Source organism: Mesorhizobium kowhaii, assembly GCF_042431665.1.
Taxonomy (GTDB): domain Bacteria; phylum Pseudomonadota; class Alphaproteobacteria; order Rhizobiales; family Rhizobiaceae; genus Mesorhizobium; species Mesorhizobium kowhaii.
Window position 1 is genome coordinate 1 of the sequence record NZ_JBHLYT010000158.1, and the last position, 26444, is coordinate 26444.

A 26444-nucleotide genomic window follows, 5' to 3' on the forward strand; every position below is an offset into this window, starting at 1 on the left:
CGGCCGATCCCGAAGAGAAGCAAGGACCCGCGAAAGACGTCAAACACCCGCAGAGCGGAAAGCTCGAAAGCGCTTGACCTCAACACGCCGAATAGAGAAGAACCAAACTGTCTTGCCGGCCACGCGCGTCCTCTGGAGCCAGATCATCGTCGTTCTCCTGATCGTGCTCGGCACGATCTGGGTCGCGACGCAATGGACGGCGTGGCGGCTTGGTTTCCAGCCGCAGCTGGGGTCACCCTGGTTCGAGCTCGCCGGCCTGCCGATCTATCCGCCGCCGGCGCTCTTCTGGTGGTGGTATCTGTATGACGCCTATGCGCCGCAGGTCTTCCTCGAAGGCGGCGCCATTGCCGCATCGGGCGGGCTGATCGCGATTGCCGCCGCTATCGCAATGTCGATCTGGCGGGCGCGCGAGGCAAAAGACGTCCACACCTACGGTTCCGCCCGCTGGGCCGAACGTGACGAGATTGAAAAGGCCGGGCTCCTTGGCGATGACGGCGTCGTGCTCGGTCGCTATGACGACGCCTATTTGCGCCATGACGGCGCCGAGCATGTTCTATGCTTTGCCCCGACCCGATCCGGCAAGGGCGTTGGTCTCGTAGTGCCGACGCTTCTGACCTGGCCGGGTTCGGCCATCGTCCATGACATCAAAGGCGAGAACTGGGAACTGACCGCTGGCTTCCGCGCGAGGCATGGCCGGGTGCTAGTCTTCGATCCAACGAACCCCAATTCCGCCGCCTATAATCCGTTGCTGGAGGTCCGAAAAGGCGAGTGGGAGGTGAGGGACGTCCAGAATGTCGCCGATGTCCTGGTCGATCCCGAGGGCTCTCTCGAAAAGCGGAACCATTGGGAGAAGACCTCCCATTCGCTTCTGGTCGGCGCGATCCTGCATGTCCTCTATGCCGAGAAGGACAAAACGCTCGCTGGCGTTGCCGCCTTCCTCTCCGATCCGCAACGCCCGATTGAAACCGCCTTGTCAGCGATGATGACGACGCCGCATCTCGGAGAGAAGGGGCCGCATCCGGTCATTGCCAGTGCGGCGCGCGAACTGCTCAACAAGTCCGACAATGAGCGCTCCGGTGTGCTGTCCACAGCCATGTCGTTCCTCGGGCTCTATCGCGATCCGATCGTCGCAACCGTCACCCGCAAGTGCACTTGGCGGATTGCCGACATTGTCGGAGGGAAGCTGCCGGCGACGCTCTATCTGGTCGTGCCACCCTCAGATATCTCCAGGACTAAACCGTTGATCCGTCTCGTTCTCAATCAGATCGGTCGGCGCCTGACCGAAGACCTCCACGCGCGCGATCGACGCCACCGCATGCTGATGATGCTCGATGAGTTCCCGGCGCTCGGCCGTCTTGACTTCTTCGAAAGCGCGCTCGCCTTCATGGCGGGCTACGGCATCAAAGCCTTCCTGATCGCGCAGAGCCTCAATCAGATCGAGAAGGCCTATGGTCCGAACAATTCGATCCTCGACAATTGCCATGTCCGGGTAAGCTTCGCCACCAATGACGAGCGCACCGCAAAGCGCGTGTCCGACTCGCTTGGAACAGCGACCGAGATGAGGGCCATGCAAAACTATGCCGGCCATCGACTGGCGCCATGGCTCTCTCATCTGATGGTCTCCCGCTCCGAGACCGCGCGACCGCTGCTGACGCCGGGCGAGGTGATGCAGCTTCCACCGGACGACGAGATCGTCATGGTGGCTGGCATTCCTCCGATCCGGACAAAGAAGGCGCGGTATTATGAGGATGCGCGGCTGAAGGCAAGATTGTTGTCACCGCCGGCGGACGGCAGGCCCGGCAATGAAATGCCTGCGGCGGACGATTGGTCGGATCTGGTCCCGCCAGAAACGAAACAAATTGATGATCATCGCGCTGCCGATGTGGAAGGTATCCAGTCAGTCGCTATCGAGGAAAGCGACGATGAAGCCAATGCTGGCCTTCGCCGAGAACCTGGCCTCGAGACGCACAAGGAGATCGCTCCCGAACCGGCAACCGCTTCACTCAACGAGTTCGATCTGGATGGGGAAGAGCTCGAGCGGGATGCTGTCTCCGCACGCGCACTGACGCGCCGCATGCGTCAGGTCGCCCGGCAAGCTTCCATGGATCGAAATGACGGTGTGGAGCTCTGACTTGATCGTAAATTCGGAAAAGAAGCAACGATTGTCCGTATACCTTGAGCCCGATCTAAAGCGGCGGATTGCAGACTTTGCTGATCGACGCGAGCAGTCCACTTCCCTTATTGCGGAAGCTGCCATCGCGTCCTTTCTCTCGCCGGATCCCGATGAACGGAAGGAAGCGACGATCGTCAAGCGGCTTGATCGCATTGATCGCAGTCTTCAGCGGATGGAACGAGATTTGGAGATCACGAGCGAGACGTTGGCGCTATTCGTACGCTACTGGCTCAACGCGACGACACAATTGCCGGAAGAAGGGCAGGCGGCAGCCCGCGCGAGAGGGGCCGAGCGGTATGATCAATTTGTTGCGGCTCTTGGTCGGCGATTGTCCCAAGGATCACTCTCATATGACAGATAACTAAGGAGAAATTCGAGCTGGGGGCGTTGCCAATTGCGCGCTTCAGGGCCTAACCCTATGAACAGAGGCTGTAGTTACACGCAAGCGTGCAGGAACCTTGAGAGGACCCCATGACTAACGCATCCGACAGGCGACGCCTAATGGTCGAGCGTGCCCGCAAAACCGGCTACGTTTCCTCGAGGGCGATTGAGGATGAATTTGGCGTCGATAGCTCGACGATCAGAAGAGATCTCGCGCGCCTGGAAGCTGATGGGCTGATCATGCGGACGCAGGGAGGCTTTCTTCCGATCGAAAACAAGGAAAGCTTCGACTACCCTTACGGGCCCCGGCGACAGTTCCGCTCATCGGCCAAAAGCAAACTGGGGCAATATGCAGCCACGCTGGTCAAAGACGGCCAGACTGTACTGGTCGACAGCGGCTCTACCACCTGGCATGTGGCAAACAGCCTGAAGTCCAAACAGAACCTGACCGTTATCACAAACGATCTCCAAATTGCACTGCTGCTGTCGGAATGTAGAAATATCAATCTTCATGTGACAGGGGGCGTACAAGTGGACACGGTCTACACGCTCGTGGGCCCGAACACCGTCGATTACATTAGCAAGATCCACGTCGACATCGCGTTTATTGGTGCGGAGGCTGTTGATGCGGAGTTTGGAGTGACCAACGTGAATGTCATCGAAGTTCCCGTAAAGCAAGCGATGGTCCGGGCGGCCGACCGTGCGGTGCTGGTCGCTGACAGTTCGAAGTTTGGGAAAAGGTCTTTCGCCAGGGTGTGCGGCATTGAGGAGCTTTCCGAAGTTGTTACCGACAGCCGTTTTGGAGCGGAGCAACGCAAAGCATTCGGAAAAAAGCTCAAGATTGTTGACGTTTAACGCGCTGTCTTTCATTACTTTTGACTGTTAGTCTTGGTAAATGGGCGACGTGAACGCCTGGCTTCAAGTCAGCTCTCTAGTCCATAGCACGCACTTATCTGTGCACGCGGGGCAACCGTCCTCCTCAAGCCCTCTGGAAGCTTCTGCCAAGTCAGCCTGCGGCCGCGCACCCGTTGTTGCCCGCAGCCCCCTTTTTCGCTGCGTGTAATGCACGATTTCGTGCATTTTGTACTTGACTGCACGATACCGTGCGTGCTTCATAACCTCACACAATTTCGATCCATCGTTTCGGAGAGCGAAGTGACAAAAGAAAAATTGAGACTCGGGGTAATCGGCTGCGGGCGCATCGCTCAGGCGGCGCATTTTCCTGCCGTACAGAAGGCGAAGAACGTCGAACTGGCCGCCGTTTTTGACCCTAGCCCGCTATTGGCAGAAGGCGCGGGTCTGCGGCTGGGCGTGCAGGCCTATACCGACCAGCAGGAGTTTCTGAATGCCGAAATCGATGCGGTGCTGATCGCGATTCCCGACCGCTTTCACGTCCCCGTGTCAATCGCCGCCCTCCAGGCCGGCAAACATGTTCTCGTCGAAAAGCCGGTCGCTGTGACCGCGGCGGAAGCAGAGACGCTGATCGAAATCCTCCAGAGAAGCGGGCTGCAGTTGCAGGTCGGCAGCATGAAGCGCTTTGATCCCGGCATCGCCCGCGCTCAGCGCGTAATCGCTGAGGGCGGGATCGGCCGGATCCTTAGTGCGCGATGCTGGTATCGGGTCATGTCGGAACTTCGGCCGCCGGTCGAAGCGACGCTGTTTCCTGCCATGCTCGTGGATCAGGATGTGCGGAACCGGGAGACGGCGCTCAAGGCGGCCAACCGCAAAACCCACCTTCTTGCGACACATGGCATTCACACATTCGATCTGATGCGCTTCCTGCTCGGGGATATCACGGTCTCCGCTGCGACTATGGCCGTTGACGGCGTCGATCATTCTTGGCACGGCATTGCGACCACGGAAGGGGGAGCAGCGGCATCCTTCGAAATCACGGCGAGCGTTCACGCCGAATGGACCGAAGGCTTCCAGGTCTACGGCAGCAAGGGGCACATCAGCGCCGAAATTCCGTTCCCGTTCTCCCGAGCGGCGAGCCGGGTGCGCATTTTCCGGGTCGACGAGTCCAGCTACGAGGAGCCGATTTTCGGCGACACAGATGCTTACAAACTTCAGGTCGAAGCCTTCGCAGCTGCAATCCTCGGGGGCCGACCGGTCGAACCGAACGCGGGGGATGGCCTAAAGGCGCTGGAGATCGTCGAGGCCGTCAATTTGCTCACCGCTCGCGAAGAGCTCGATCAGCGCAAGACTGCGTGAACGACAATGGGGAGCACGAAGGCAATCGCCGTCATCGGAAACGTCCAGGCCGATCTTGTGCTGCGGCCTGTGGCGGCCTTGCCTCCTCCTGGAGAGGAAAGGTTTGTCGATGATGTCAGCTTCCGTCCAGGCGGAAGTGGCGGCGTAACCGGGATGGTGCTCGCGGCAGCCGGAGCCCCCGTCCGCTTGTTCGGCACGCTTGGCGGGGACCGGATAGGCTCGCTAATCCGATCGATGCTCGCCGATGTCGGAGTTCCGACATCGGATATTCGCGCCGTCGACTTGCCGACGAGCATTACCGTCGCGCTTGAAGCGGCGGAACGGGAGCGTTGCTTCCTCACATCGCGCGGACATATGGATGCCTTTTCGAAGGACGATCTCGCGGATGAGGCGCTCACTGCGCCCATCACGCTTTTGACCGGCTTTTTCACGACGCCTGCACTTCAAGCCGATGTACCGGCACTTGCCGCCGGCGCACGCGCAAATGGCAGCATCGTGCTCTTCGATCCAGGATCCGACCAGTTCGGCTGGTCGGATCGGGTTCGCGAGACAATCTTCTCGATAATCATGGAATGTGACTGCTTCCTCCCGAACGAGGCGGAACTCCTAGCACTCACAGGCAGCCGCAACGTGGCCGATGCCTTGGCAAGACTGCGGCAGCGTTTCGAGGGTGTGCTCGTCGTGAAGATGGGCGCGAAAGGCTGTCTCATTTCGGAAAGCGCGATCAGCGCCCCGTTGGAAATTCGACCGGTTCCTGTCGAGGCGCCGGATACGACCGGCGCCGGCGATAGTTTCAACGCGGGGTTTGCTCTCGGACTGTCCCGCGGCCTCGATTGGCTCGAATCGGCGGATCTTGCGAGTGCGCTTGCTTCGGAGATCCTGAGGCAGCCGGCTTGGCGCCGCTACCTCATGCCTGCGGATCTAGAAAAGCTTGCTCCTCACCTGGTTAGGATTGCCCGGGCGGCTGATGAAGCGGTGCGGGCGTCGAGCATGTAACGCGGACTGCCCTTGCGGTCCGCCCTCCCGGGGGGATGGCGCTTCACCTGTTGCGCCATCCCTTCGCAAGACTCAGAACGTGGAGCTCGACTAGGGTTGGGCTGAAACTTGAATACCGCCTGGATACCGCGGCAAGCCAAGTTCCTGTCGTGTCCTGATTTCCTCAAGAGGCTTCTCGACCACGCGATCTTCACTGTGGCTTCGTGAGCGCCGAGATTGTCCTTGGGATTTTAACCGCGCTCCTGGTGCAGCAACGCTTTGTCGGTCCCACGTTGTAGTAGGCACTGATGATCCTGCTGACGGTGCTCAACGCGACGTTGTGGCGGTTGGTCTATATCCCAAAAACTGCGATGGCTCTGACACAAATCGGCCCGTTGGAAAGCTATCATCGGAGCTTGTTCAACCGTCTTCGAGGTCGGACATATAGGTTCAGTTCGGCGCGAAAGCGGCCTCACCGTGCTGGAAGACGCGGCGCATGGCATCTTCCAGCGGTATTCGCACGCATTCGGATTGGCCTTGCAGTCCTTGGTCGAGGCCGCCATGAAGTCCCGTGCCTTGAGGCCGCCGTCACTCGTTGGCGTCAGCACCAAAAGTGAGCCTGATAGCCACCCCTCATTCAAAACATGACCACGGTTCTGACGCCTTCACCCTTCCGCATGGCGGCAAAGCCTTCATTGATCCGCTCCAGCGGCAGTGTTGCAGTGATCATCGGGTCGACCTGGATCTTTCCGTCGAGATACCAGTCGACTAGTCGCGGCACATCTGTTCGTCCCTTCGCCCCGCCAAACGCGGTTCCAAGCCAATGCCTGCCCGTGACGAGTTGGAAAGGGCGAGTGGAGATCTCCTTGCCGGCACCAGCCACCCCGATGACCACGGATTTCCCCCAACCTCTATGCGATGCCTCAAGAGCCGCACGCATAACGTCGGTGTTTCCGGTGCAGTCGAAGGTGTAGTCGGCGCCGCCAATCATGTCGTCGCCGCGTTTGGTAAGTTCCACGAGGTGGGGTACCAGGTCATCCCGGTGATCGGCTGGATTCACGAAGTGGGTCATGCCAAAGCGCTCGCCCCAAATTCTCTTTTCGACATTTAGATCAACGCCGATAATCATATCCGCGCCCGCCAAGCGCAGCCCTTGGACAACATTTAGACCAATGCCGCCAAGACCAAATACGATAGCAGTGGATGCTGGCTCGACCTTTGCGGTATTGAGAACGGCGCCGACGCCGGTCGTAACACCACAACCTAGGTAAAAGACGGTTTCGAATTTTGCTCGCTTATCGATTTTGGCGAGTGCTATTTCTGGAAGAACCGTGAAGTTAGCGAAGGTTGAGCAACCCATATAGTGATGGATAATCTTTCCATCCTTGGAAAAACGCGACGTTCCGTCGGGCATGAGGCCGCGGCCTTGGGTGCCGCGGATCGCGGTACACAAATTAGTCTTGCGTGACCGGCAAGAATAACAAGAACCGCATTCCGGGGTGTAAAGGGGGATCACGTGGTCCCCTTTTGTCACGGAGGTCACCCCTGGTCCGGTGTCGATCACAACGCCAGCGCCTTCGTGTCCCAGGATTGCAGGGAAAAGACCCTCGGGATCGGCACCCGAGAGCGTGAAGTCGTCGGTATGGCAGATCCCGGTCGCCTTGATTTCAACGAGTACTTCGCCGGCTTTCGGCCCTTCCAGTTGAACAGTCGTGACTTCAAGGGGGTTACCGGGCTCAAAGGCCACTGCAGCACGGACGTCCATTTATTCTTCTCCCTGTTCAACTGCCGATCGGTTCCAAACTTCGGCGACCCGTTCCCGAAGCAAAAGCGCTTCGTTCCATCTGTCAGTTGTGTCCTCACCGTCTCTGCCGGTTATCGCATATGGCTTTGGCCCCAACTCACATGTAAAGGCTAAGGTATCATCCGGTGCAGCCCGTCGACGCCAACTTCGGAACCCGTACTCCCACCATCGTAGGAACTGATCGAGCCACATCTGGTGTTGTGGAAAGCTAATCTCGATCTGCACTTGTTCGCGACTGGCGACACGGCCGTGGAAGGCCCAGCAACTGTCTAGAATCTGTCGGATATATCCATGGTTTTCGTCACTGATTGGCCAAGCAAATTCCCTGCCGACCAAATAGTGAGAAATGTCACCGACCAGCCTGAGGCTGGGCATTGCTTCCAACAGATCTAAGGTGAAATAGAGATCCGTCGTCATCCGATCTCGGTGCGTTTCAAAGTAGACGGGGAAATCAACTTCCTCGGCTAGGCGCTGCCATCCCTCTAACAGGGTGATGCAGTCCTTGAGCTTTCGAGGCTTTGCGTTCGGCTGAATATTCAAGTGATGGATCTTGAATTCGGTAGCATTCTCAAGCACCGGTTTCAGGTCATCCACAGTGTCGGGATAGCATTGACCTTCGGCAGTGAGACCCTTCGCTTTCAAAAAGTTGTAAACGCGTCGGGCGTCGTCGCGATTGTCCCAATCTGCAGAGGCACCATCGTATCCTGCCGAGGCTATCAGTTCGATGTTCTCTTCAAGCGAGCGTTCCGGATGCATAGCGCTACGTAGCTCCATCGCCCAAAGCGATTGGAAGAATAGGATGTTATTCAAGTTACCTCCTACATCATGGTCGAAAAGTTGCGGCTCAAGCGCCCAGGCATCTCGGGTGGATTGGATGGATGCATCCAGATGACGCCGCGTGACAATCCACAGCAGCTAGCGCTACTCAGCGGCCAAAAGCGCTCGCTTTCCCGGCGCCTTTTTAGCCCCTCAGAAGGTGCTTAATGTTGAAATTAGGGTCGGCAAGTGCAGATTCATCTAAAGCTACGCCTTTTGCGATGAGCATTTCAGCAAGCCGAATGTCTTTGGCAACAGCATTGTCGGTGCCGATGCCTGCGGCGGACACGAGAACGCCATCTCCGTTGAGTTCGAACAAAATTAAGGTGCCCTTTCCGTTATCGCGCCGAACCGTTCGGCCAGTACCAGGGAGTCCGGCAACCTGGAGGGTCAAGTCATACTGGTCCGACCAGAACCAAGGCACGGCACCATAGGGGTCAGCGCAACCAAGCATCGCACCTGCAACATGGTTGGCATGATCATACGCCGCCCGCCAGCTTTCGAGACGCACACTTCGGCCGTGATATGGAAAGCTGCAGCAGTCTCCGGCGGCAAAGATGTGAGCATTTGAGGTTGCAAAGCAGCTGTCAACGACAATCCCGTTATTTACAGCAAGACCTGCTCTCTCGGCCAGAACTGTGTTTGGCGTAACGCCAACTCCGGCAATAACAAAGTCACCGCTTATCACTTGGCCGTTAGACAGAATTACCTTGCTTCCTGTCGCGTGGGCGACCCCGCAGCCAAGAATGAAGGACACACCTTTTTCACGATGTTTCGCTTCAGCGATGTTGGCAATTTCCTTAGGCACCGCTCGTGCCATCAACCGGTCGGCAGCTTCGATCACTGTTACCTCCGCTCCGGCAGCGCGCGCCGCAGCTGCGAGTTCAAGTCCGATGAAGCCGCCCCCGATGATGATTATATGCGCGCTGGGGACAAGCCGACTGTGTACGGCTTGTCCATCTTCCAGGGCGCGGAAAGTCTGCACGCCTTCCATACCAGGAAACAATCTTGGAGATGCCCCAGTTGCGAGAAGAAGCTTGTCGTACGGAATGATCCTTCCATCTTCCAACTCGGCTACCCGATTTTTCGAGTCTATTTTGCTGACCGATATTCCTCGGATGAATTCTATCCGGGCATCCTGGAACGCCTGCGCCGCAGCGACGAACTTGAGGTCGATTTTTACCGACTTCGACAGCGGAGGTCGTTCATAGGGGAAATGCGGCTCCTGGCCGATTAACGTAACACTCTCCATATAGCCGCCTTCACGCACAGCGAACGCCGCCCGCGTACCACATTCGCCCGCGCCAACAATGACAATGCCCGGGGTAGTCATCACTTGACCCGCACAAAGACAGTGCCATTCTCGACCCGTGTCGGATAGACATTTAGGTTTACGCAAGCTGGTGCGCGCTTAGCCACGCCCGTGCGGTAGTCGAACTGGCCGTTGTGCCTCGGGCACTCGATCACGTAGTCCATTACCAACCCGTCCGCTAGACCTACATGTTCGTGCGTGCAGGACCCGTCGGTGCAATAAAACTCGTTGTCGGGCGAGCGGAAGATCGCAAAGCTGCGACTGGCGTACTCCCAACTCACAACATCCTCAAGCTCAATGTCATCGGTGGCGCAGGCGGCAATCCAAGGGGCGTCATCGTCATGTGATCCGGGCGTTGACTTAACTTTTCCAATCATACGAGTGTCCTTTCCGGAATAGACAGGTGCAGATCCTCACGGTAGGGCTGCGCGGTGGGCGGCAGCTCGCGACGGAAATAGTATCCGGGCTCGCGGCGCTGTCGCATAACCGCACGGAACATTTCGCGGTACGCGTTCCAGATTGAGGAATTAGCCGGAGGAAGATCGTGCTTGATGGCCTCGTGCAGCCGTGGCAGTGCGTGATAGGGAACCATCGGAAAGAGATGGTGCTCAACGTGGTAGTTCATGTTGCAGTATAAGAACCGGCTAATCGGGTTCATGTAGACTGTGCGTGAATTCAGACGATGGTCGAGAACATTCTCCGCCAGACCACCATGTTGCAGCAGCCCAGTCATTACACCGTGCCAACAGCCGTAGACCCGCGGGCCGCCAATCAAGAGCAGCGGAATTGCTGCCTTCCAGCCCATGCCGGCGAACAACATAGCAAGCGATGTCACGATCATTGCAACATAGATTGTGATGTGCAGGCGAGCCCAGAACACGACCTTTGGCCAATCGCTCTCGAGCGTGTAGTCCTTCTCGTCGGCTGTAAGTGTGCCACCGCCCTGGCGGATCAGCGTCTTGAGATTGAAATAAACATCGACAATGCCGACGAACATCAGCGTCTTCAGCAGCAGCTTGATGGGGTGCTGCCAATCAATTTCTGGGTCACGGCCAACAATGATCGTATCCGTGTGATGGCGGACGTGGCTCCATCGCCAGCTTATCGGGTTCCACATCACCTGGAATGACGCGATGTGATAAACGAGATCGTTCATCCAGCGCGTGCGGAACATGGTTCCGTGGCCGCATTCATGCCAACGCGAATCGCAACCTGAGCCATAAATCAGGCCATAAGCGAACCAGAAAGGAACCGCCCACCAAGTTCCCCAAAACCAAATTCCGCCGAAAGCGAAAGCAAGGTGGAGCGAGAGCCACAGCAATGTATGGCGAATTGCGGGCTGATCACTCCGCTGCATCAACTCCTTCATGAGCTTTCGCGGAATTTCAGGATGATACCAGTCGGCGGCTACAAGGCCAGCTTCGATAGCCTGTCGGGCTGAACGGCCAGTAAGGCTGTAATCGGGCAAGCTTAAGTCAGCGGTGGCATTTTCGATACGATTTGTCTCGACACTCATAGGGTTTGTTTCCTTGCCCCTACGGCACGCGTCTCCCTTTCCTACTCGGAACCCATTGAGCCTATCCAGCTCGGCTGAAGTTGGAATGGACAAGCGCCGCGTGGGTGACTGCGTGTTAGGATTATTTCAGTCAACCTGACGCGCAATCCCCTAGGCAGAGGTCCAGTGAAGCGATGAGAACAAAGCCTTCATGACGTCTTACTTTCTAATGGCGAAGTCGAGCTTCTTGGCTAGCGCCGTTGCGACACCGTCCAGCACAACCGTGTCCGAACGATGTCGCCGAAGTCATCCAACCGCCTCTACCCGATCCATCGAAACGTGTTCACCTGTGATGATATCCTCAACATCCTGTATCGAACACGTCGACGGGCTAAGATTATCAGCAACAACTGTGCCGCGCCTCATTACAACCATGCGGTCCACAACCTGGATTACGTGATGCATATTGTGTGCAATGAAGATACAGGAGTGTCCGGTGTCCCTGGCCTCTCTGATGAAGCGGAGCACTCCCTGCGTTTCCGCTACGCCCAGGTTGTTTGTGGGTTCGTCAAGAATGATCAGGTCACTATCGAAGTGCATTGCACGGGCGATCGCTACCGCCTGCCGTTCGCCTCCCGAAAGCGATGCTATTGGGGTTGTTGGAGGGATGTTCTTCGAGATGCCTACGCGCTTCAGAAGATTACTAGCGACGCTGTTCATCCGATCGTGGTCCAAGCGATCTAAGAAAGCTGAGCCCTTTCTCAACTCGCGCCCTAGAAACAAGTTTCGGGCGATAGAAAGCTGAGGTACCAGCGCAGAGTCCTGGTAGATAGTCTCGATACCGCAGCTGATGGCGTCGTTGGTACTTTTCAGAACAACATTGCGGCCCTTTATTAATATCTCACCTGAAGTGTAGGGAATTGCGCCGGACAGAACCTTAATCAAGGTGGACTTTCCAGCCCCGTTGTCTCCGAGCAAGCCAACAATTTCACCTTTTCGGATGGTCAGATTAACATCACGAAGCGCATGAATGTGCCCGTAAGACTTCTCAATGTGCCGCATCTGTACGAGGATTTCTGCACTAGTCATTGGTTAAACCCCCGTGTTGTGGCGACGTTCCAGGCCGGCGTGAAGAGCCATCATCGCCAAGATAATCGCACCGATGAATATGTTGTACGCCAGTCCAGGCACACCGATCATGACGATGCCGTTTCGCATCAGTCGCAAAATCAGGACGCCGATCACTGTTCCAAGAATGGTGCCGCGGCCACCAGTGAGCACGGTTCCCCCGATTACAACCATGGCAATGACCTCCAGTTCATAGCCCATGCCAGCGTTTGGATTTGCCGCCGAAACTCGTATCGACGAAATTACACCGGCAAACGATGCCAGAGCCGACGAAAGCATGAAAAGGCTCACCTTCACGCGTCGCGTGGGAACTCCTCGATTGCGTGCCGCGCTGGGGTTGCCGCCGGTCGCCTGAATCCAGTTACCAAAACGTGTCTGATTCAATAAATAGTGCAGGGCAAAGGCAAGCAAGATGAACCAAATCAGGCTCATGAACACGCGCAAGCCGCCAATATAAAAATCGCCTACCAAGACCGTAGCCAGCCACTGGCTGCCCGCCTCCCAGGTGCGTTGAGGGAATCCCGCAGTCATGGACAATGCGGCACCCCGCACGACCAACATGGTGCCTAGCGTCACAAGGAAGGAAGGTATAGCAAGGCGCGTGACGAAGATACCGTTGAACCATCCGACGGCCAAGGCGACTGCGATCGCCGCCAAGAAAGCCAAGGGGAGTGGCAACCACCCGGCATTGAATAGACTCCACATCACAACTGGCGCAAACCCGAAGACAGATCCTATGGATAGATCGAATTCGCCAGAAGTCATCAAGAGCGTCATGGCAAGCGCCATCAGGCCAAGTTCAACTGTGAAGGTAAGCGCGTTGCCGACGTTGGCGAGCGACATGAATGCTGGATTGATTGCGGTGAATACAACAAGCATTACAACCAAAAGGATCATCGGTCCGAATTCGGGCTTACCTACGAAGGATCGCAGTAAATTGGTTTTTCTCGAAGGCCTTGTCAGAGCTTCTGTGTTGGAAGTTATCATTGTGCTCGCTTGCTCCTAAATTTGAACCGGCGCCCGCGGCCCCAAGACCGCCGGCGCCATACAGGACCTTATTTGCCACCCATAATCTTGGCATAGAAAGGTGCCTGGCCCGCCTCAAAGAGAGCACCGGTAGTGATGTCAAAGTTGATTGGAATGCCGCTCGACTCGGCCATCAGCGCGGACAGACACATGTACGAGGTTGCTTGCGGATCTTGCCACATGGCTGCATTTACGTAGCCCTGAACCATTTCCCGGGTCGTATCGAGCGAGTTGCCCCAGCCCACCACCGCAATTTCGCCTGGCTTCACCCCGGCCTGATCCCAAACGCGCTTCACTGATCCCGTCACCATGTCGCCCAAACCGATCACAGCTTTGATTTTCTGACGGTTCGCCGTTAGGTAGTCTGTCATCCGATTGATGACCTCTGCTTGGTCATAGGACGCGTCCTGGATTTCCCACGTGATACCTAGGGGCTTGAATACTTCGTCGACCCCCTCCGCAGCCTGTTCGCCATATCCAGCTCCCGGGACTTCCAGAGGCATCCAGACGAAATCGCCTTTCTTCACTAGGTTATGATCGACCAAATACTTTGCCCAAATACGGCCAACGACTTTGTAATCGACGCCCACATAGGATTTCCAAGCCGGCTTGGCATCTTTCGTGTCAAAGTTGATGATCGGAATATGTGCTGCCTGAGCCTCACTCACGACATCCACGAGCGCCCCCGGGCCCGGACTTGATGTGCAAATGCCGTCCGCACCGGCAGCGATAGCGGCGCGAATTGCTTCCAGCTGGCCGGGCACATCGTTTGAGTGAAATGAGGTGTTAATCTTGACGCCGGTGTCTTTGCCAAACTGCTGCGCTCCCTGCAGCGAGTAGGTCCAGACCGGATCGCTAGGTGAACCGTTGGAGATCCAGTAGAACGTCTTTTCTTTGGCACTTTGCGCCGTAGCGGCCGTCGACAACAAGATCGCCATCAAGCTGGCCGCAATGAATGATCCTCTACGCATAAGTTCTTCTCCTCTGAGGTTTAGGCCATTAGCAGCCTTATTATTGTATCCATTTTCCATAGATGCACATTTTCGTGCAGTCAAGAGCAATATGCGCGAATTCGCGCATATTGCTCTGAAATACGTCAGCGGGACAAAGGCGGCTACCAGGTCCACGGAAAGCGTGCTTTTCGCCAAAAGCCTTGCGGCGGCTTCAATCCGAACCCGAGCGTTAACGGAACAAACAGATGCACGTTATCGTGCATTCGCTGCGAGATGGTGAGCCGGCGGCGCGACCGAACGATTCGCCCGTCAACACCGTGGAAAAGGCCTCCCGAGCCGATCTCCGCTAAAACGCGCTAGTCCTCCTGCGGCCGACGGCGCACGTCCCCGGCAATGACGAGTTCCACCTTTGCTTCCTCCAGAGCGCGAGCAAGATTTTGGGGCGGAGGCGCGTCGGTAATCATAAGGTCGAGCATCTCCAGTCCGCCCAGGCGGACAGTTGAGGTCTTGCCGAACTTGCTGCTGTCGACGAGCGCTATGACTTGATTGGATTGAGCGGCAAAGGCCTGCTTGACCTCGGTGTCTTCTATCGAAAAATCATAGAGACCAGTTTCGTCGACGGCCGAAAGACCCAGGAATATCTTGTCGAATCGGTAGTTTCCAAGCTCGCGGATCGCTCGGCCGCCAGTGATCGACATCTCGAGCGGGCGAACCTGGCCCGTCGGCACGAACACGGAAACGAGGCTATCAGCAAGTGTCATGGCGATGCGCAGGCTGTTCGTCGCCGCACGGAGATTGGGAAAGCCGATGATCTCCTTCGCGAGCATCAATGTGGTGGTGCCAACATCCAGCCCGATCATTTCGTGCTGCCGGATGAAGCCAGCGGCGGCTCTTACGATTTTCCGCTTTTCATCAAGATTTTTTACCTGCCGGTCCCGGAAGGGTTGTTCGGCGCCGAGGGGTTCGGCCTCCGGCAGAACTGCGCCGCCATGAGCACGCTCAAGGCTACCATCCTTATCCAGCGCTTTGAGATCACGCCGGATGGTCATCTCCGACACGCCGAAATGCGCTGCCATTTCGGCGACGGTTATGAAGTCACGCGACTTCACCATCGCAACCAACGCCCTCTGGCGTGCGGTTTGAAGCTGCCGGCCGCTGGAGTGCTCTGTGCCTTGGTCCTGCGCCTCGGTCTCGGCCATGTTTTCACCGTGTTCGTTCATGTTTGCTCTTGTCATATAATGTTCGATCGTGTTAGTGCTTGTCAAGTGGTCGTTTGGCTACAGCTAAGAAAGGCTCTGCGAGCCTCGTCCCCATTGGCAAGCCATTCGACGAGCACTCGCCTACACAAACATCGGAAATTTGCAGCCCGACCCCCGCGGTTCTTCAGCAGGCGGTCTTCTGAACGGACGAAAAAATTGATCCAACTGGGTATCTTCGCCAAGACATTCGAGCGCAACACGAGCGCTAAGCTCGCCGACGCCATCGCGCTGGCCGGTTATGAATGCACACAATTCAACATGGCAAGCATCGGTCTCGAAACGTTGCCTGCGAGCTTGGACCATTCCCGCCTAAGCACCGTCAGGCGCGACTTCGAGGCCAGCCGCGTGGCAATTCCGGTCATTTCTGGCACCTACAACATGATTGCTCCGGATCCGAAGGTGGTCGAGTTGGGCAGGAACGGGTTCCGGGTGCTGGCAGAGGCCAGTCAATCACTCGGGTACTCGACTATTACGCTGTGTACCGGGACACGAAATGCCGAGGATAAATGGCAACCTCACCCAGATAATGCCGGTGAGGAAGCGTGGCGGGATTTCCGGGCTGAACTCGATCGGCTGATCGAAATTGCCGAATCTTGCGACGTGACGCTTGGCGTTGAACCTGAGCCGTCCAATGTCATCTCGTCACCACAGGCCGCACGCAGGTTGTTGGACGAGGTTGGCAGCGAGCGCGTGAAAATTGTCTTTGATCCCTTCAATCTGGTCGATTGGCACAAGCGGGATCATGCCTCCGAAACTCTGCTTCGGGCCTACGATCTCCTGGCGGACTCAACCTCGATTATCCATGCGCAGGATATGCGCAATGATGGAAAGCCCTGCGCGCCAGGCGCTGGCTTCATCAACTTTGAGCGGCTGCTGAACCTGTTTTTCCGGGGAGGCTTCTCAGGCCCGATCATCGCGCATGGCTTCGCGGAGACCGAAGCCGCCTCCACCGCCCATTTTCTGCGTGACCTTCTTCCGACATCGAAGGCGACGCCCTGATGGCCAAACCAGGCTCACGTCACCTTTTCCTTTCGCCGCATCTCGACGATGTGCCGTTCAGCTGCGCCGGTCTCATCAAGAAACTGACGCTCGCGGGTGACGATGTCGTTTTCTCCACTTTTGTTACCGGAGACGCGGATGGGCCCCTCACGCCTCTCGGTCAGCGATTCCACGGGGTCTGGAACCGCGGTGATCGCCCTTATGATACCCGGCGTGAAGAGGATCGGCGGGTCGCCGATTTCCTGGGCGCGCGTCTCCGGCACGAGGGATTTCTCGACGCCATTTACCGCAAGGATGAACACGGAGATGCGATCTACAGGGATATTCCAGAGTTGTTCGCCGGCTTGAAACCGGAGGATCGAGCCAATGTCGCAGCCATCGCCGCCAGGCTCGCCGAGATAGTCGCCGAGGAGCAGCCCGATGTCGTCTATGCCCCGATCGGTATTGGTCGGCACGCCGATCATCTCAGTCTTGTTGAGGCAGCCCAGGAGGTTTGCCTCGGGAAAATGCCCCTGCGCCTTTACGAGGAATTTCCTTATGCGTTGGGCGAATTCCCAGCCGAGCGTCCCATAACGGTGAAACTCGGTTTGGAACTCTCCGGCTGGAAAGAGGCAGTATCCGAATTCATCGATGTCGACCTGGCGGTACGGATTGGCGCCGCACGCCTCTACCCGAGCCAGGTGCCACAAATCTTTGGCAGCAATGCGGGGATGATCGAAGCGATGCAGCGGCATGCGAAGCAGTATGAAGCGCATTCAGGGAGGGAGAGACTATGGACACCAATCGCAACGCATTGAGTGACGCTTCAACCCAGCGGGATAAGAGCAAGAACGCAACTGCCCTGAGAGTTCTGGCGGTCGGCGTGGGACACATGGGGATTTCTCATGCCCGGGCAATTACTCATATCGATGGATTCGAGCTGGTCGGCATCTGCAGCCGCTCCGTGCTGGGTATGGAGCTGCCGCCAGAGCTATCCTCTATCGCCCGGTTTAACGACTTCGATCAAGCCCTTGGGGCGCTCAAGCCGGATGCAGTCATTGTCAGCACCTATCCTGACACCCATGCCGAATTCGCGATTAAGACGATGCGGGCCGGGGCTCATGTCTTCGTCGAAAAGCCGATGGCCCGAAGCGTGGAGGAAGCCGAGCGGATGGTTGCGGTCGCAAAAGAGACTCAGCGTACCCTGTACATCGGCTATATCCTCAGGGTCCATCCGTCCTGGCGCGAACTCATCCGCCGCGGAAAGCAACTCGGCAAGCCGCTGGTGATGCGCATGAACATCAATCAGCAGTCGATTGGCGACGCCTGGACGTGGCACAAGAACCTGATGATGTCACTGCCCCCCCTCGTCGACTGCGGGGTCCATTATATCGACGTCATGTGCGAGCTGACGGGAGCAAAGCCGGTTCGCGTCCATGGTATCGGCGCCCGCCTCTCCAACGAGATTGCCGAAGATCAATACAACTACGGCCAGCTTCAGGTGATGTTCGATGATGGCTCGATCGGCTGGTATGAGGTCGGCTGGGGCCCAATGATGAGCGAAGTTGCCTATTTCGTGAAGGACGTTGTCGGACCGAAGGGCGCCGTGAGCATCACCATGAGCGAACAGGGCGATGCCGCCGGAGAAGGCGCATCTACGACCGCGTCCTCGGACATTCTCAATCACGTCAAGACAAGTGCGCTGCGGATCCATCATTCCGAACTCAATCCGGACAACTCCCTGAAGCATGCCGACGAGATCGTCAAGATGGCAGATGAGCCTGATCACGACGCGCTCTGTGAGCTCGAGCAGCGCGCCTTCCTAGAGGCTATTCGCTCCGGCGACGTCGATACGCCAGATCTCGCGGCGGCGGTGGACAGCCTCCGCGTTGTGCTTGCCGCGGACCAAAGCATTCGCACCCGCCGTCACATCGATCTCTAGGCGCAGCTGAGAAAGGTTACACAAGTTGGCGACCGAACACTTTATCCCCTCCGCGACAGGCGGTGCGCGCCTCAGCGTTACCCTGCGGGGCAGTAGCGGACTTCCCGTGTTGTTTCAGCACGGCCTAGGTGGAGATGCGCAGCAGGTTGCTCGGATCTTTCCGCAGAGCGACAGGTTCAACTTAACCACGATCGAGTGCGCAGGCCACGGCGGCTCGACCGACCCCGAGCCCCGCGCATTTTCGCTGGAGTCGTTTTACCGAGACTTAGACATCTATACGGCCGAACATTTCCCTCGCGGTTTCGTTGCTGGAGGCATCTCCATGGGGGCAGCGCTGGCCCTCACTCTTGCGATCCGAAAGCCCGCCAGCATTCGCGCGCTCATTCTGGTTCGGCCGGCATGGTTCCTCAGTAAGTCTCCCGCCAACCTCGAGCCCATACGCCTCGTCGGCGAACTGCTGCAACGCTATACGCGGAAAGAGGCGTTAGGAATGTTTCTTGAGAGTGATCTCTGCAGCCAAATTAAGGAGTCGAGCCCAGACAACCACGGCACGCTCATTGACTATCTCGGGGACCATCAGCCGAAATGGCTGGGGAAACTGCTGACGGACATTACAGGTGATGGATTTGAGCTGTCCGCGACGCAGCTCGAAGACATCAACGTCCCGACATTCATCATCGGTGTTGAGGCAGATGAAATTCACCCTCTCGCACTCGCCGAACAGTTCCATCGCCTTATCCCTGGCTCGCGGTTTGCGAAGGTCCCGAGGAAAGACGATGTGCTGGCCCGTCCCAACTATTACGATCGGACTGCCGAGCTTATTTCTGAATTCCTTTCCGAAATTGCAGAGCAATCGGTGGGCGGGGCCGAAGATGCCCCGGGCGAATGCCCGACCTGATCAATGAACTTTACGAGGCTAGCGAGATTGCTGGCTCCGGCCGCGGCAAGCCTCTAACGGCCAACCCTGTGACTACTTACCCCACAACAGCACGAAAAGGATAGATCGATGCAATGGCTCAAAGAAACCTTCAACGTTGACAAGCCGATCATTGCCATGTGCCACTTCCAGGCGCTACCTGGCGATCCTAGCTATGACACTGGCGGCGGCATGAAAAAGGTCATCGACAAGGCCCTTGCCGACCTGACGCACCTTCAGGACGGTGGCGTCGATGCAGTCATGTTCTCTAATGAATTCAGCCTCCCGTACCTTACAAAGGTGCGTCCGGAAACCACGGCCGCGATGGCTCGCGTCATCGGTGAGCTCATGCCGTCGATCAAGGTGCCATTTGGGGTCAACGTCCTTTGGGATCCGATCGCCTCCATCGATCTCGCGGCCGCAACGGGAGCCCTGTTCATTCGAGAGATCATAAGTGGCGTCTATGCGAGCGACTTCGGGCTGTGGAACACAAATGTTGGTGAGACGGTGCGCCATAAGATGCGCCTCGCTCCGAATTTGAAGCTGCTCTACAATATCGTTCCTGAAGCAGCTTCCTATCTCGGCAACCGCAACATCATCGACATTGCGAAATCAACAGTGTTCAACAATCGTCCTGATGCGCTCTGCGTTTCGGGTCTAACCGCTGGCGCCGAGACCGACACGCAGATACTTTCCAGTGTGAAGACGGCTGTTCCCGACACGGTAGTACTTTGCAATACAGGTTGCCGCCTCGAAAATGTCGAGCGGCAGCTCTCCGTCTCGGACGGAGCGGTTGTTGGCTCCACGTTCAAGGTCGACGGCGTGTTCGAGAATGCGGTTGATCCGGCCCGTGTGAAGGCCTTCATGGACAAGGTTCGGTCGATCCGCCTCAATACCACGAATCCCGCATAGGCGCGGAGGGATCCTGCCATTAGCCCGATCATGCTGTGGTTGTCGCCACGGCTGATCGGTGTTGCGCCGGACAGTTCGCGCAGGTCACCTGCCCTCATGACTATCTCAGATATTCGCCCTGAGTGTACCTCGTCAGGATGACTTGCCGAACATCTCTAGAAACCGCGTGGAGGACTGATGGATCTTCGCCATCTTCGATATGTCGTCGCGGCCGCGCGGAACGGGAGTTTCAGCGCCGCGGGCCATGAGCTGAATGTCCGTCAGCCGATTATCAGCAAGAGAATCCGCGAGTTGGAAGACGAGCTTGGCGTCTTTCTCTTCGACCGCGCGACGTCGGGAGCACGGCTAACGCCTACGGGCGAGGAGTTCGTGGTCGGGGCGCGTAGGATAATCGACGCGTTCCAACCGCTTTCCGAACGAGCCAAGGCGAGCGGTGCCGGCAGGACGGGACGCCTGGTGATAGGCTTCTACAGGTCGATGTCCTCCGGTTGCTTTCGCGCTGCCCTGAGCACCTTCAGGGGCAAGTTCCCCGGTGTGGATGTAGAACTGTTGGAGGCCTCCTACATCGAGCTCAAGGCAGGCGTCATGTCCGGCACGATCGACCTCGCCATCGTGGTCGGAGACACGGGCAAGACGGAACTCCTTGACTCCATGCCGCTCTGGTCGGCGCAATTGATGGTGGCTCTACCGGAAGACCATGCGCTCGCCGAAAAGGCAACCATCTACTGGCCCGAGCTCAAGGGGGAACGGTTCCTGGTCAGTCATGACGACCCAGGCGCCGACATTCGAAATGTTATCCTTCGTCACCTGGCTGCGCCGTCCGACCACCCGGAAATCGCCATGCGCCAATTGAGCCGTGAAAGCATCCTGGCGGAGGTCGCAAGCGGGCAGGGGATCAGCCTGCTATGCGAAGGCGCACAACTTGTGCCAGGGCAGGGCGTCGTCTTGCGGCCCGTCCACGACGGCAATGGCGGCATCAGGCTCGGCTATATTGCCTGCTCGCGGCCGGACAATTCCAATCCCGTCCTCAAGAACTTCTTCGACATGTTTCCGCGCTGATTGATTCTCGCGCAGCGATATCCACCGCATCTCGATGGCCGGATAGGGGCCACAACGGAGCAAGTATTTTTACACCTCTCCACGCTCCGCTACGACCCGCGTTATTATCTTGTTGCTGACCGCATATTTCTGCCTTTCTTGATTGTCCCCGTCGCGATCCGCCGCTCGGCCGATCGCCGGAAGCGGGGACCATATGCCAGGACATCACCACCAGAACCAGGAAGCGATCTCGCGTGGCGCGCGCATGCTGCGCACGGCACTGGGACCGGCCATCGCACGGCACCTTGAAGACCCCGCCGTCGTCGAGGTCATGCTCAACCCGGGTGGCCGGCTCTGGATCGACCGGCTGAGAGAAGGGCTCGCGGACACCGGCGAGACATTGCTCGCGGCAGACGGCGAGCGCATCGTCCGTCTCGTCGCCCATCACGTCGGCGCCGAAGTTCATCCCGGCAGTCCGCGTGTCTCTGCTGAGCTTCCGGAAACCGGTGAGCGCTTCGAGGGCCTGCTTCCTCCCGTGGTGACTGCCGCCACCTTCGCCATTCGCAAACCCGCCGTCGCTGTCTTCACGCTCTCCGACTATGTCGCTGCCGGCATCATGACCGAGACCCAGGCCGACGTGTTGCGGCTGGCTGTCGAGCGTCGCAAGAACATCCTAGTTGCTGGCGGCACCTCCACAGGCAAGACCACGCTCACCAATGCTCTGCTGGCTGAAGTGGCCAAGACATCTGATCGCGTCGTGTTGATTGAGGATACGCGCGAGCTGCAATGCGCCGCGCCCAATCTCGTGGCGTTGCGCACCAAGGACGGTGTTGCCTCGCTCTCCGATCTCGTCAAGTCGTCACTGCGCCTCAGACCCGACCGCATCCCGATCGGTGAGGTGCGCGGCGCAGAAGCCCTCGATCTCCTCAAAGCCTGGGGAACGGGTCACCCGGGCGGCGTCGGCACTATTCACGCCAATTCCGCAATCGGCGCGCTCCGGCGACTGGAGCAGCTTGTGCAGGAGGCCGTGGTCACCGTGCCTCGGGCGCTGATCGCCGACACGATCGATCTCATTGCCGTGCTTTCCGGCCGGGGCACGGCCCGCCGGCTGGCCGAAATCGCTCTCATCGACGGGCTGGATCCGGAAACCGGCGATTACCGCACCCTCAATGCTCAGCTTCCAACCGACCGCCAACCGCTCCCGAAAGGAGAACAGGAATGACTATGTCCGCCATCTCGCTGTTTCGACACTCGCACCGTCAGATCATGCGGGCAACAGCGCTGCTTTCCATTTCCCTCATGACGGCGCTGCCAGCGCACGCCTCCGGCTCGTCCATGCCGTGGGAAGAGCCGCTGGAAAAGATCCTCGAAAGCATCGAGGGGCCGGTCGCCAAGATCGTTGCCGTGATCATCATCATCAGTACCGGTCTGGCACTCGCGTTCGGTGATACCTCGGGCGGCTTTCGCCGGCTGATCCAGATCGTCTTTGGCCTGTCGATCGCCTTTGCCGCCTCGAGCTTCTTCCTTTCCTTCTTTTCGTTCGGCGGCGGAGCAATGGTCTGATGGCGGCGTTCGGCTCTGAACACGACGAAATCCGCGGTTTCTATGCCCCGGTCCGACGGGCGCTGACCGAGCAGATCCTGCTCGGCGGCGCCCCGCGTGCGGTGGCGATCGTCAACGGCACGCTCGCCGGCGCCGTTGGGCTCGGTCTCCGTCTCTGGCTCGCAGGGCTGGCCATCTGGGCGATCGGCCATTTCACGGCGGTCTGGGCGGCGAGGCGCGACGCGCAGTTCGTCGATGTCGGTCGCCGGCACCTGCGCTATCCCGCGCATATGAGCGTGTGAGGGTCGACTATGCTGAACCTTGCCGAATATCGGAAGAAGAATGCCAGCCTCGCCGATTTCCTGCCCTGGGCAGCGCTCATCGCCCCCGGCGTCGTTCTCAACAAGGACGGGTCGTTCCAACGGACGGCGCGGTTTCGCGGGCCGGACCTCGACAGCGCCACGCCGCCCGAGCTCGTGGCAGTCACCGCGCGTCTGAATAATGCACTACGACGTCTTGGCTCCGGCTGGGCTGTCTTTGTCGAAGCACAGCGCAATCCCGCCAATGACTATCCGGAGAGTGCGTTTGCCGATGCGGCATCCGCCCTGGTCGATGTCGAGCGCCGCGAGCAGTTCGAGGAAAGCGGCCTCCTGTTCGAGAGCAGCTATTTCCTGACCTTCGTCTGGCTGCCCCCGGCCGAAGAGGCCTCGCGCATGGAGGGCTGGCTCTATGAAGGACGCGAACATTCCGGAGTCAACCCGTGGGAGCTCCTGAAGGGCTTCATCGATCGCATCGACCGTGTGCTGCATCTCTTCGAAGGTTTCGTTCCGGAAGCCGGCTGGCTCGATGATGTGGAGACGCTCACCTATCTGCATTCGACTGTTTCCGTGACACGCCAGGGCGTCCGCTTTCCGGAAACCCCGATGCATCTCGATGCGCTTCTCGCCGATCAGCCGCTTGCCGGCGGGCTGGAGCCGCGGCTCGGGGATTTCCATCTGCGCACGCTGACGGTGATCGGCTTTCCGACCGTCACCTTCCCCGGCATCCTCGACGATCTCAACCGGCTTGCCTTTTCCTATCGCTGGTCGACGCGCGCGATCATGCTCGACAAGACGGATGCGACGCGGCTCGTCACAAAAATCCGCCGGCAGTGGTTTGCCAAGCGCAAGTCGATCGCGGCGATCCTGAAAGAAGTGCTGACCAACGAACAGTCGGTACTGGTCGATTCCGATGCCGCCAACAAGGCGACCGAGGCCGATGCCGCGCTTCAGGACCTCGGTTCCGACCAGATCGGCGAAGCCTACGTCACCGCAACCGTGACCGTCTGGGATGCTGATCCCCGCATTGCCGACGAAAAGCTGCGGCTCGTCGAGAAGATCATCCAGGCCCGAGACTTCACCTGCATTGCGGAAACCGTCAACTCGATCGAGGCCTGGCTTGGCAGCCTTCCCGGCCATGTCTATGCCAATGTCCGCCAGCCGCCGATCTCGACCCTAAACCTTGCTCATATGATCCCGATCTCGGCCGTTTGGGCCGGACCGGAGCGGGACGAGCATCTCGATGCGCCGCCGCTCTTCTACGCGAGGACCGAAGGGGCGACACCGTTTCGCTTTTCGTTGCATGTCGGCGATGTCGGCCACACGATGGTCGTCGGTCCGACAGGGGCGGGCAAGTCGGTGCTGCTGGCGCTGATGGCGCTGCAGTTCCGTCGCTACGAGCGCTCCCAGGTCTTCGCCTTCGATTTCGGCGGTTCGATCCGCGCCGCGACGCTTGCCATGGGCGGCGATTGGCAGGATCTCGGCGGGTCGATCTCGGATGCCACGTCTTTCCTCAACATGGTGGCGCTGCAGCCGCTGGCCGACATCCACGACACGCCGGAGCGTGCCTGGGCTGCCGATTGGCTCGTAGACATCCTCACTCGCGAGGGAGTGGAGATCACGCCTGGTGTCAAGGAACATCTCTGGACGGCGCTGACATCGCTTGCATCCGCGCCAGTTCCGGAACGCACGATCACCGGGCTGACGGTGCTTTTGCAGTCGACCGCGCTGAAGCAGGCGCTTCGGCCCTACTGCATCGGTGGTCCCTATGGACGCCTCCTGGACGCGGAACTGGAATGGCTCGGACATGCCTCGGTCCAGGCTTTCGAAACCGAAGGTCTGATCGGAACCGGGGCCGCGCCTGCCGTGCTCGCCTATCTCTTTCACCGGATCGAGGCGCGCTTCGACGGCCGTCCCTCGCTGCTTATCATCGACGAGGGCTGGCGAGCGTTGGATGACGGCGGCTTTGCCCAGAAGATCAAGGAGTGGCTGAAGACGCTGCGCAAGAAGAATGTCAGTGTCGTCTTCTCCTCCCAGTCTCTCGCCGACATCGAAGCCTCGCCGATCGCACCCGTGCTCGTCGAAAGCTGCCCGACCCGGATCTTTCTCGCCAATGAACGCGCCGTCGAGCCGCAGATCGCCAGCATCTACCGGCAGTTCGGCCTCAATGACCGCCAGATCGAGATCGTCGCCCGCGCCACACCGAAGCGCGACTATTACTGCCAGTCCCGGCGCGGCAATCGGCTCTTCGAACTCGGCCTCGGAGAGGTGGCGCTTGCGCTCTGCGCCGCATCGGACAAGGCCGCCCATGCCGCGATGAACGCCCTGGTCGAAGAGGGCGAGCGGCCGCGCTTCCTCGAAACTTGGCTTGCCGCCCGTGGCCTCAACTGGGCCGCCGATCTCATTCCGGTCCTCACCAACCTTGCTGTCCCGACGCCCTACGCGGTCAGCAATGGATCTTCCCATCCCACGTCACCCGACGAGGAGATCAATCCATGATCCGTTCCGTTTCCCGCTCCGGCCATGCCGGCCGCGCGCTTGCTCTTGCACTTGGCGCCACCACGCTGTTGCCGATCGCCGCCATTGTACTCGTGCCGAGGCCAGCCCATGCGCTGATCGTCTTCGACCCGAAAAACTATACAGAAAACCTGCTTTCCGCCGCCCGCGCGCTGGAGCAGATCAACAACCAGATCACCTCGCTTCAGAACGAAGCGCAGATGCTGATCAACCAGGCGCGCAATCTCACCAGCCTGCCGACGTCGATGCTCTCCGATATCGAGGGGAACTTCTCCGAGATGAAGAGCCTGCTCGATCAGGCCGAGCAGCTTGCCTACAATGTCCAGACTATCGACCAGCAGTTCAGCAGTACCTACGAAACCTTTGCCACCGGCAAAAGCAACGACCAGCTTGTGACGGCCGCACGCGATCGCTGGCAGCAGTCTGTCTCGGCCTTCGAAGACTCACTGAAGACTGGCGCGGTCGCGGTTGATGGCATTGCCAGCACGCAAGCGCAGACGTCCACGCTCGTCAGCGCCAGCCAGTCGGCCGTCGGCGTGCTGCAGGCCGCCCAGGCCGGTAACCAGCTGCTCGCCGTGCAGGCGAAGCAAATGTCGGATCTCACCGCCATGCTCGCAGCCCAGGGTCGAGCAGAATCGCTCGAGAAGGCGCGCCAGGCTTCGGCCGAGGTGCAGGCGCGCGAACAGTTCAGCCGCTTCATGACCGGTACGGCCTACAGTCCGTCCAGCGTCCGCATGTTCCACCAGTAG

At 58.6% G+C, this 26444-nt stretch carries 25 protein-coding genes; 16 read left to right on the forward strand and 9 right to left on the reverse strand.

The window, feature by feature from the left end:
- The first annotated feature begins 112 nt into the window (after nt 1–112).
- From ACFFNA_RS36535 to ACFFNA_RS36555, 5 genes are all read left to right on the forward strand, one after another.
- Nucleotides 113–2131 carry a conjugal transfer protein TraG gene (locus ACFFNA_RS36535; protein WP_378924853.1) on the forward strand — a complete coding sequence of 673 codons (2019 nt, stop codon included), beginning with the start codon at nt 113–115 and terminating at the stop codon, nt 2129–2131.
- Nucleotides 2132–2135: 4 nt separating this feature from the next.
- A complete protein-coding gene (locus ACFFNA_RS36540; protein ID WP_378924931.1) occupies nt 2136–2534 on the forward strand; it encodes a CopG family transcriptional regulator in 399 nt (132 codons plus the stop codon).
- 140 nt (nt 2535–2674) lie between these two features.
- Nucleotides 2675–3409 carry a DeoR/GlpR family DNA-binding transcription regulator gene (locus ACFFNA_RS36545; protein WP_378924855.1) on the forward strand — a complete coding sequence of 245 codons (735 nt, stop codon included), beginning with the start codon at nt 2675–2677 and terminating at the stop codon, nt 3407–3409.
- Nucleotides 3410–3709: 300 nt separating this feature from the next.
- The gene (locus ACFFNA_RS36550) at nt 3710–4765 is read left to right on the forward strand and encodes a Gfo/Idh/MocA family protein (RefSeq protein WP_378924857.1); all 1056 of its coding nucleotides are present in this window, start codon (nt 3710–3712) and stop codon (nt 4763–4765) included.
- Nucleotides 4766–4771: 6 nt separating this feature from the next.
- Nucleotides 4772–5761 (forward strand): carbohydrate kinase family protein, encoded by a 990-nt coding sequence (locus ACFFNA_RS36555; protein ID WP_378924859.1) that lies wholly within the window; start codon nt 4772–4774, stop codon nt 5759–5761.
- A gap of 616 nt (nt 5762–6377) precedes the next feature.
- Here ACFFNA_RS36555 and ACFFNA_RS36560 read toward each other — a convergent pair.
- The 9 genes from ACFFNA_RS36560 to ACFFNA_RS36600 all read right to left on the reverse strand — a co-directional run bounded on the left by ACFFNA_RS36560 (nt 6378) and on the right by ACFFNA_RS36600 (nt 15494).
- Nucleotides 6378–7505, reverse strand: a complete 1128-nt coding sequence (locus ACFFNA_RS36560) for an S-(hydroxymethyl)glutathione dehydrogenase/class III alcohol dehydrogenase (RefSeq protein WP_378924861.1) — start codon at nt 7503–7505, stop codon at nt 6378–6380.
- Entirely contained in the window at nt 7506–8354 is an 849-nt protein-coding gene (locus ACFFNA_RS36565) for a sugar phosphate isomerase/epimerase family protein (protein WP_378924863.1), read from the reverse strand. It lies immediately after the preceding gene.
- A gap of 151 nt (nt 8355–8505) precedes the next feature.
- Entirely contained in the window at nt 8506–9693 is a 1188-nt protein-coding gene (locus ACFFNA_RS36570; RefSeq protein ID WP_378924865.1) for an NAD(P)/FAD-dependent oxidoreductase, read from the reverse strand.
- Nucleotides 9693–10049, reverse strand: a complete 357-nt coding sequence (locus ACFFNA_RS36575; protein ID WP_378924867.1) for a MocE family 2Fe-2S type ferredoxin — start codon at nt 10047–10049, stop codon at nt 9693–9695. The genes ACFFNA_RS36570 and ACFFNA_RS36575 overlap by 1 nt, the downstream gene beginning before the upstream one ends.
- Nucleotides 10046–11188, reverse strand: a complete 1143-nt coding sequence (locus ACFFNA_RS36580; protein WP_378924869.1) for a fatty acid desaturase — start codon at nt 11186–11188, stop codon at nt 10046–10048. Before ACFFNA_RS36580 ends, ACFFNA_RS36575 begins: the two co-directional genes overlap by 4 nt.
- A gap of 285 nt (nt 11189–11473) precedes the next feature.
- Nucleotides 11474–12256, reverse strand: coding sequence for an ATP-binding cassette domain-containing protein (locus ACFFNA_RS36585; RefSeq protein ID WP_378924871.1), 783 nt, complete (start codon nt 12254–12256; stop codon nt 11474–11476).
- A gap of 3 nt (nt 12257–12259) precedes the next feature.
- On the reverse strand, nt 12260–13282 hold the full coding sequence (locus ACFFNA_RS36590) for an ABC transporter permease (RefSeq protein WP_378924873.1): 1023 nt from the start codon (nt 13280–13282) through the stop codon (nt 12260–12262).
- Between the two features lie 68 nt (nt 13283–13350).
- Entirely contained in the window at nt 13351–14292 is a 942-nt protein-coding gene (locus tag ACFFNA_RS36595) for a substrate-binding domain-containing protein (protein ID WP_378924875.1), read from the reverse strand.
- A 338-nt stretch (nt 14293–14630) separates the two neighbouring features.
- On the reverse strand, nt 14631–15494 hold the full coding sequence (locus tag ACFFNA_RS36600) for a DeoR/GlpR family DNA-binding transcription regulator (RefSeq protein ID WP_378924877.1): 864 nt from the start codon (nt 15492–15494) through the stop codon (nt 14631–14633).
- A 195-nt stretch (nt 15495–15689) separates the two neighbouring features.
- On the opposite strand from ACFFNA_RS36600, the gene ACFFNA_RS36605 reads away from it, so the two are divergent.
- The 11 genes from ACFFNA_RS36605 (at nt 15690) to trbJ (ending at nt 26444) form a co-directional block, all read left to right on the forward strand.
- The gene (locus ACFFNA_RS36605; RefSeq protein WP_378924879.1) at nt 15690–16532 is read left to right on the forward strand and encodes a sugar phosphate isomerase/epimerase family protein; all 843 of its coding nucleotides are present in this window, start codon (nt 15690–15692) and stop codon (nt 16530–16532) included.
- Nucleotides 16532–17329, forward strand: coding sequence for a PIG-L deacetylase family protein (locus ACFFNA_RS36610; RefSeq protein WP_378924881.1), 798 nt, complete (start codon nt 16532–16534; stop codon nt 17327–17329). Before ACFFNA_RS36605 ends, ACFFNA_RS36610 begins: the two co-directional genes overlap by 1 nt.
- A complete protein-coding gene (locus ACFFNA_RS36615; protein ID WP_378924883.1) occupies nt 17305–18453 on the forward strand; it encodes a Gfo/Idh/MocA family protein in 1149 nt (382 codons plus the stop codon). Before ACFFNA_RS36610 ends, ACFFNA_RS36615 begins: the two co-directional genes overlap by 25 nt.
- A gap of 25 nt (nt 18454–18478) precedes the next feature.
- Complete coding sequence (locus ACFFNA_RS36620) at nt 18479–19351, forward strand: alpha/beta fold hydrolase (protein ID WP_378924885.1); 873 nt, start codon at nt 18479–18481, stop codon at nt 19349–19351.
- Between the two features lie 108 nt (nt 19352–19459).
- Nucleotides 19460–20281, forward strand: a complete 822-nt coding sequence (locus tag ACFFNA_RS36625) for a BtpA/SgcQ family protein (RefSeq protein WP_378924887.1) — start codon at nt 19460–19462, stop codon at nt 20279–20281.
- 177 nt (nt 20282–20458) lie between these two features.
- Nucleotides 20459–21340 carry a LysR family transcriptional regulator gene (locus tag ACFFNA_RS36630; RefSeq protein WP_378924889.1) on the forward strand — a complete coding sequence of 294 codons (882 nt, stop codon included), beginning with the start codon at nt 20459–20461 and terminating at the stop codon, nt 21338–21340.
- 193 nt (nt 21341–21533) lie between these two features.
- On the forward strand, nt 21534–22541 hold the full coding sequence (trbB, locus tag ACFFNA_RS36635) for a P-type conjugative transfer ATPase TrbB (protein ID WP_378924891.1): 1008 nt from the start codon (nt 21534–21536) through the stop codon (nt 22539–22541).
- A gap of 44 nt (nt 22542–22585) precedes the next feature.
- Nucleotides 22586–22882, forward strand: coding sequence for a TrbC/VirB2 family type IV secretion system protein (locus ACFFNA_RS36640; protein ID WP_378924933.1), 297 nt, complete (start codon nt 22586–22588; stop codon nt 22880–22882).
- A complete protein-coding gene (locus ACFFNA_RS36645; RefSeq protein ID WP_378924893.1) occupies nt 22882–23163 on the forward strand; it encodes a VirB3 family type IV secretion system protein in 282 nt (93 codons plus the stop codon). Before ACFFNA_RS36640 ends, ACFFNA_RS36645 begins: the two co-directional genes overlap by 1 nt.
- Nucleotides 23164–23172: 9 nt before the next feature.
- A complete protein-coding gene (trbE, locus tag ACFFNA_RS36650; protein WP_378924895.1) occupies nt 23173–25677 on the forward strand; it encodes a conjugal transfer protein TrbE in 2505 nt (834 codons plus the stop codon).
- Nucleotides 25674–26444: a P-type conjugative transfer protein TrbJ gene (gene trbJ, locus ACFFNA_RS36655; protein WP_378924897.1), complete on the forward strand. Its 771-nt coding sequence runs from the start codon at nt 25674–25676 to the stop codon at nt 26442–26444. Before trbE ends, trbJ begins: the two co-directional genes overlap by 4 nt.

Bases quoted from the DNA above. Each gene is read 5' to 3' on its own strand.
- ACFFNA_RS36545 (WP_378924855.1), top strand. From the start codon at position 2,675: ATGGTCGAGCGTGCCCGCAAAACCGGCTACGTTTCCTCGAGGGCGATT.
- ACFFNA_RS36555 (WP_378924859.1), top strand. From the start codon at position 4,772: ATGGGGAGCACGAAGGCAATCGCCGTCATCGGAAACGTCCAGGCCGAT.
- ACFFNA_RS36560 (WP_378924861.1), bottom strand. From the start codon at position 7,505: ATGGACGTCCGTGCTGCAGTGGCCTTTGAGCCCGGTAACCCCCTTGAA.
- ACFFNA_RS36570 (WP_378924865.1), bottom strand. From the start codon at position 9,693: ATGACTACCCCGGGCATTGTCATTGTTGGCGCGGGCGAATGTGGTACG.
- ACFFNA_RS36575 (WP_378924867.1), bottom strand. From the start codon at position 10,049: ATGATTGGAAAAGTTAAGTCAACGCCCGGATCACATGACGATGACGCC.
- ACFFNA_RS36580 (WP_378924869.1), bottom strand. From the start codon at position 11,188: ATGAGTGTCGAGACAAATCGTATCGAAAATGCCACCGCTGACTTAAGC.
- ACFFNA_RS36585 (WP_378924871.1), bottom strand. From the start codon at position 12,256: ATGACTAGTGCAGAAATCCTCGTACAGATGCGGCACATTGAGAAGTCT.
- ACFFNA_RS36590 (WP_378924873.1), bottom strand. From the start codon at position 13,282: ATGATAACTTCCAACACAGAAGCTCTGACAAGGCCTTCGAGAAAAACC.
- ACFFNA_RS36595 (WP_378924875.1), bottom strand. From the start codon at position 14,292: ATGCGTAGAGGATCATTCATTGCGGCCAGCTTGATGGCGATCTTGTTG.
- ACFFNA_RS36600 (WP_378924877.1), bottom strand. From the start codon at position 15,494: ATGAACGAACACGGTGAAAACATGGCCGAGACCGAGGCGCAGGACCAA.
- ACFFNA_RS36610 (WP_378924881.1), top strand. From the start codon at position 16,532: ATGGCCAAACCAGGCTCACGTCACCTTTTCCTTTCGCCGCATCTCGAC.
- ACFFNA_RS36615 (WP_378924883.1), top strand. From the start codon at position 17,305: ATGGACACCAATCGCAACGCATTGAGTGACGCTTCAACCCAGCGGGAT.
- ACFFNA_RS36625 (WP_378924887.1), top strand. From the start codon at position 19,460: ATGCAATGGCTCAAAGAAACCTTCAACGTTGACAAGCCGATCATTGCC.
- ACFFNA_RS36630 (WP_378924889.1), top strand. From the start codon at position 20,459: ATGGATCTTCGCCATCTTCGATATGTCGTCGCGGCCGCGCGGAACGGG.
- trbB (WP_378924891.1), top strand. From the start codon at position 21,534: ATGCCAGGACATCACCACCAGAACCAGGAAGCGATCTCGCGTGGCGCG.
- ACFFNA_RS36640 (WP_378924933.1), top strand. From the start codon at position 22,586: ATGCGGGCAACAGCGCTGCTTTCCATTTCCCTCATGACGGCGCTGCCA.
- ACFFNA_RS36645 (WP_378924893.1), top strand. From the start codon at position 22,882: ATGGCGGCGTTCGGCTCTGAACACGACGAAATCCGCGGTTTCTATGCC.
- trbE (WP_378924895.1), top strand. From the start codon at position 23,173: ATGCTGAACCTTGCCGAATATCGGAAGAAGAATGCCAGCCTCGCCGAT.
- trbJ (WP_378924897.1), top strand. From the start codon at position 25,674: ATGATCCGTTCCGTTTCCCGCTCCGGCCATGCCGGCCGCGCGCTTGCT.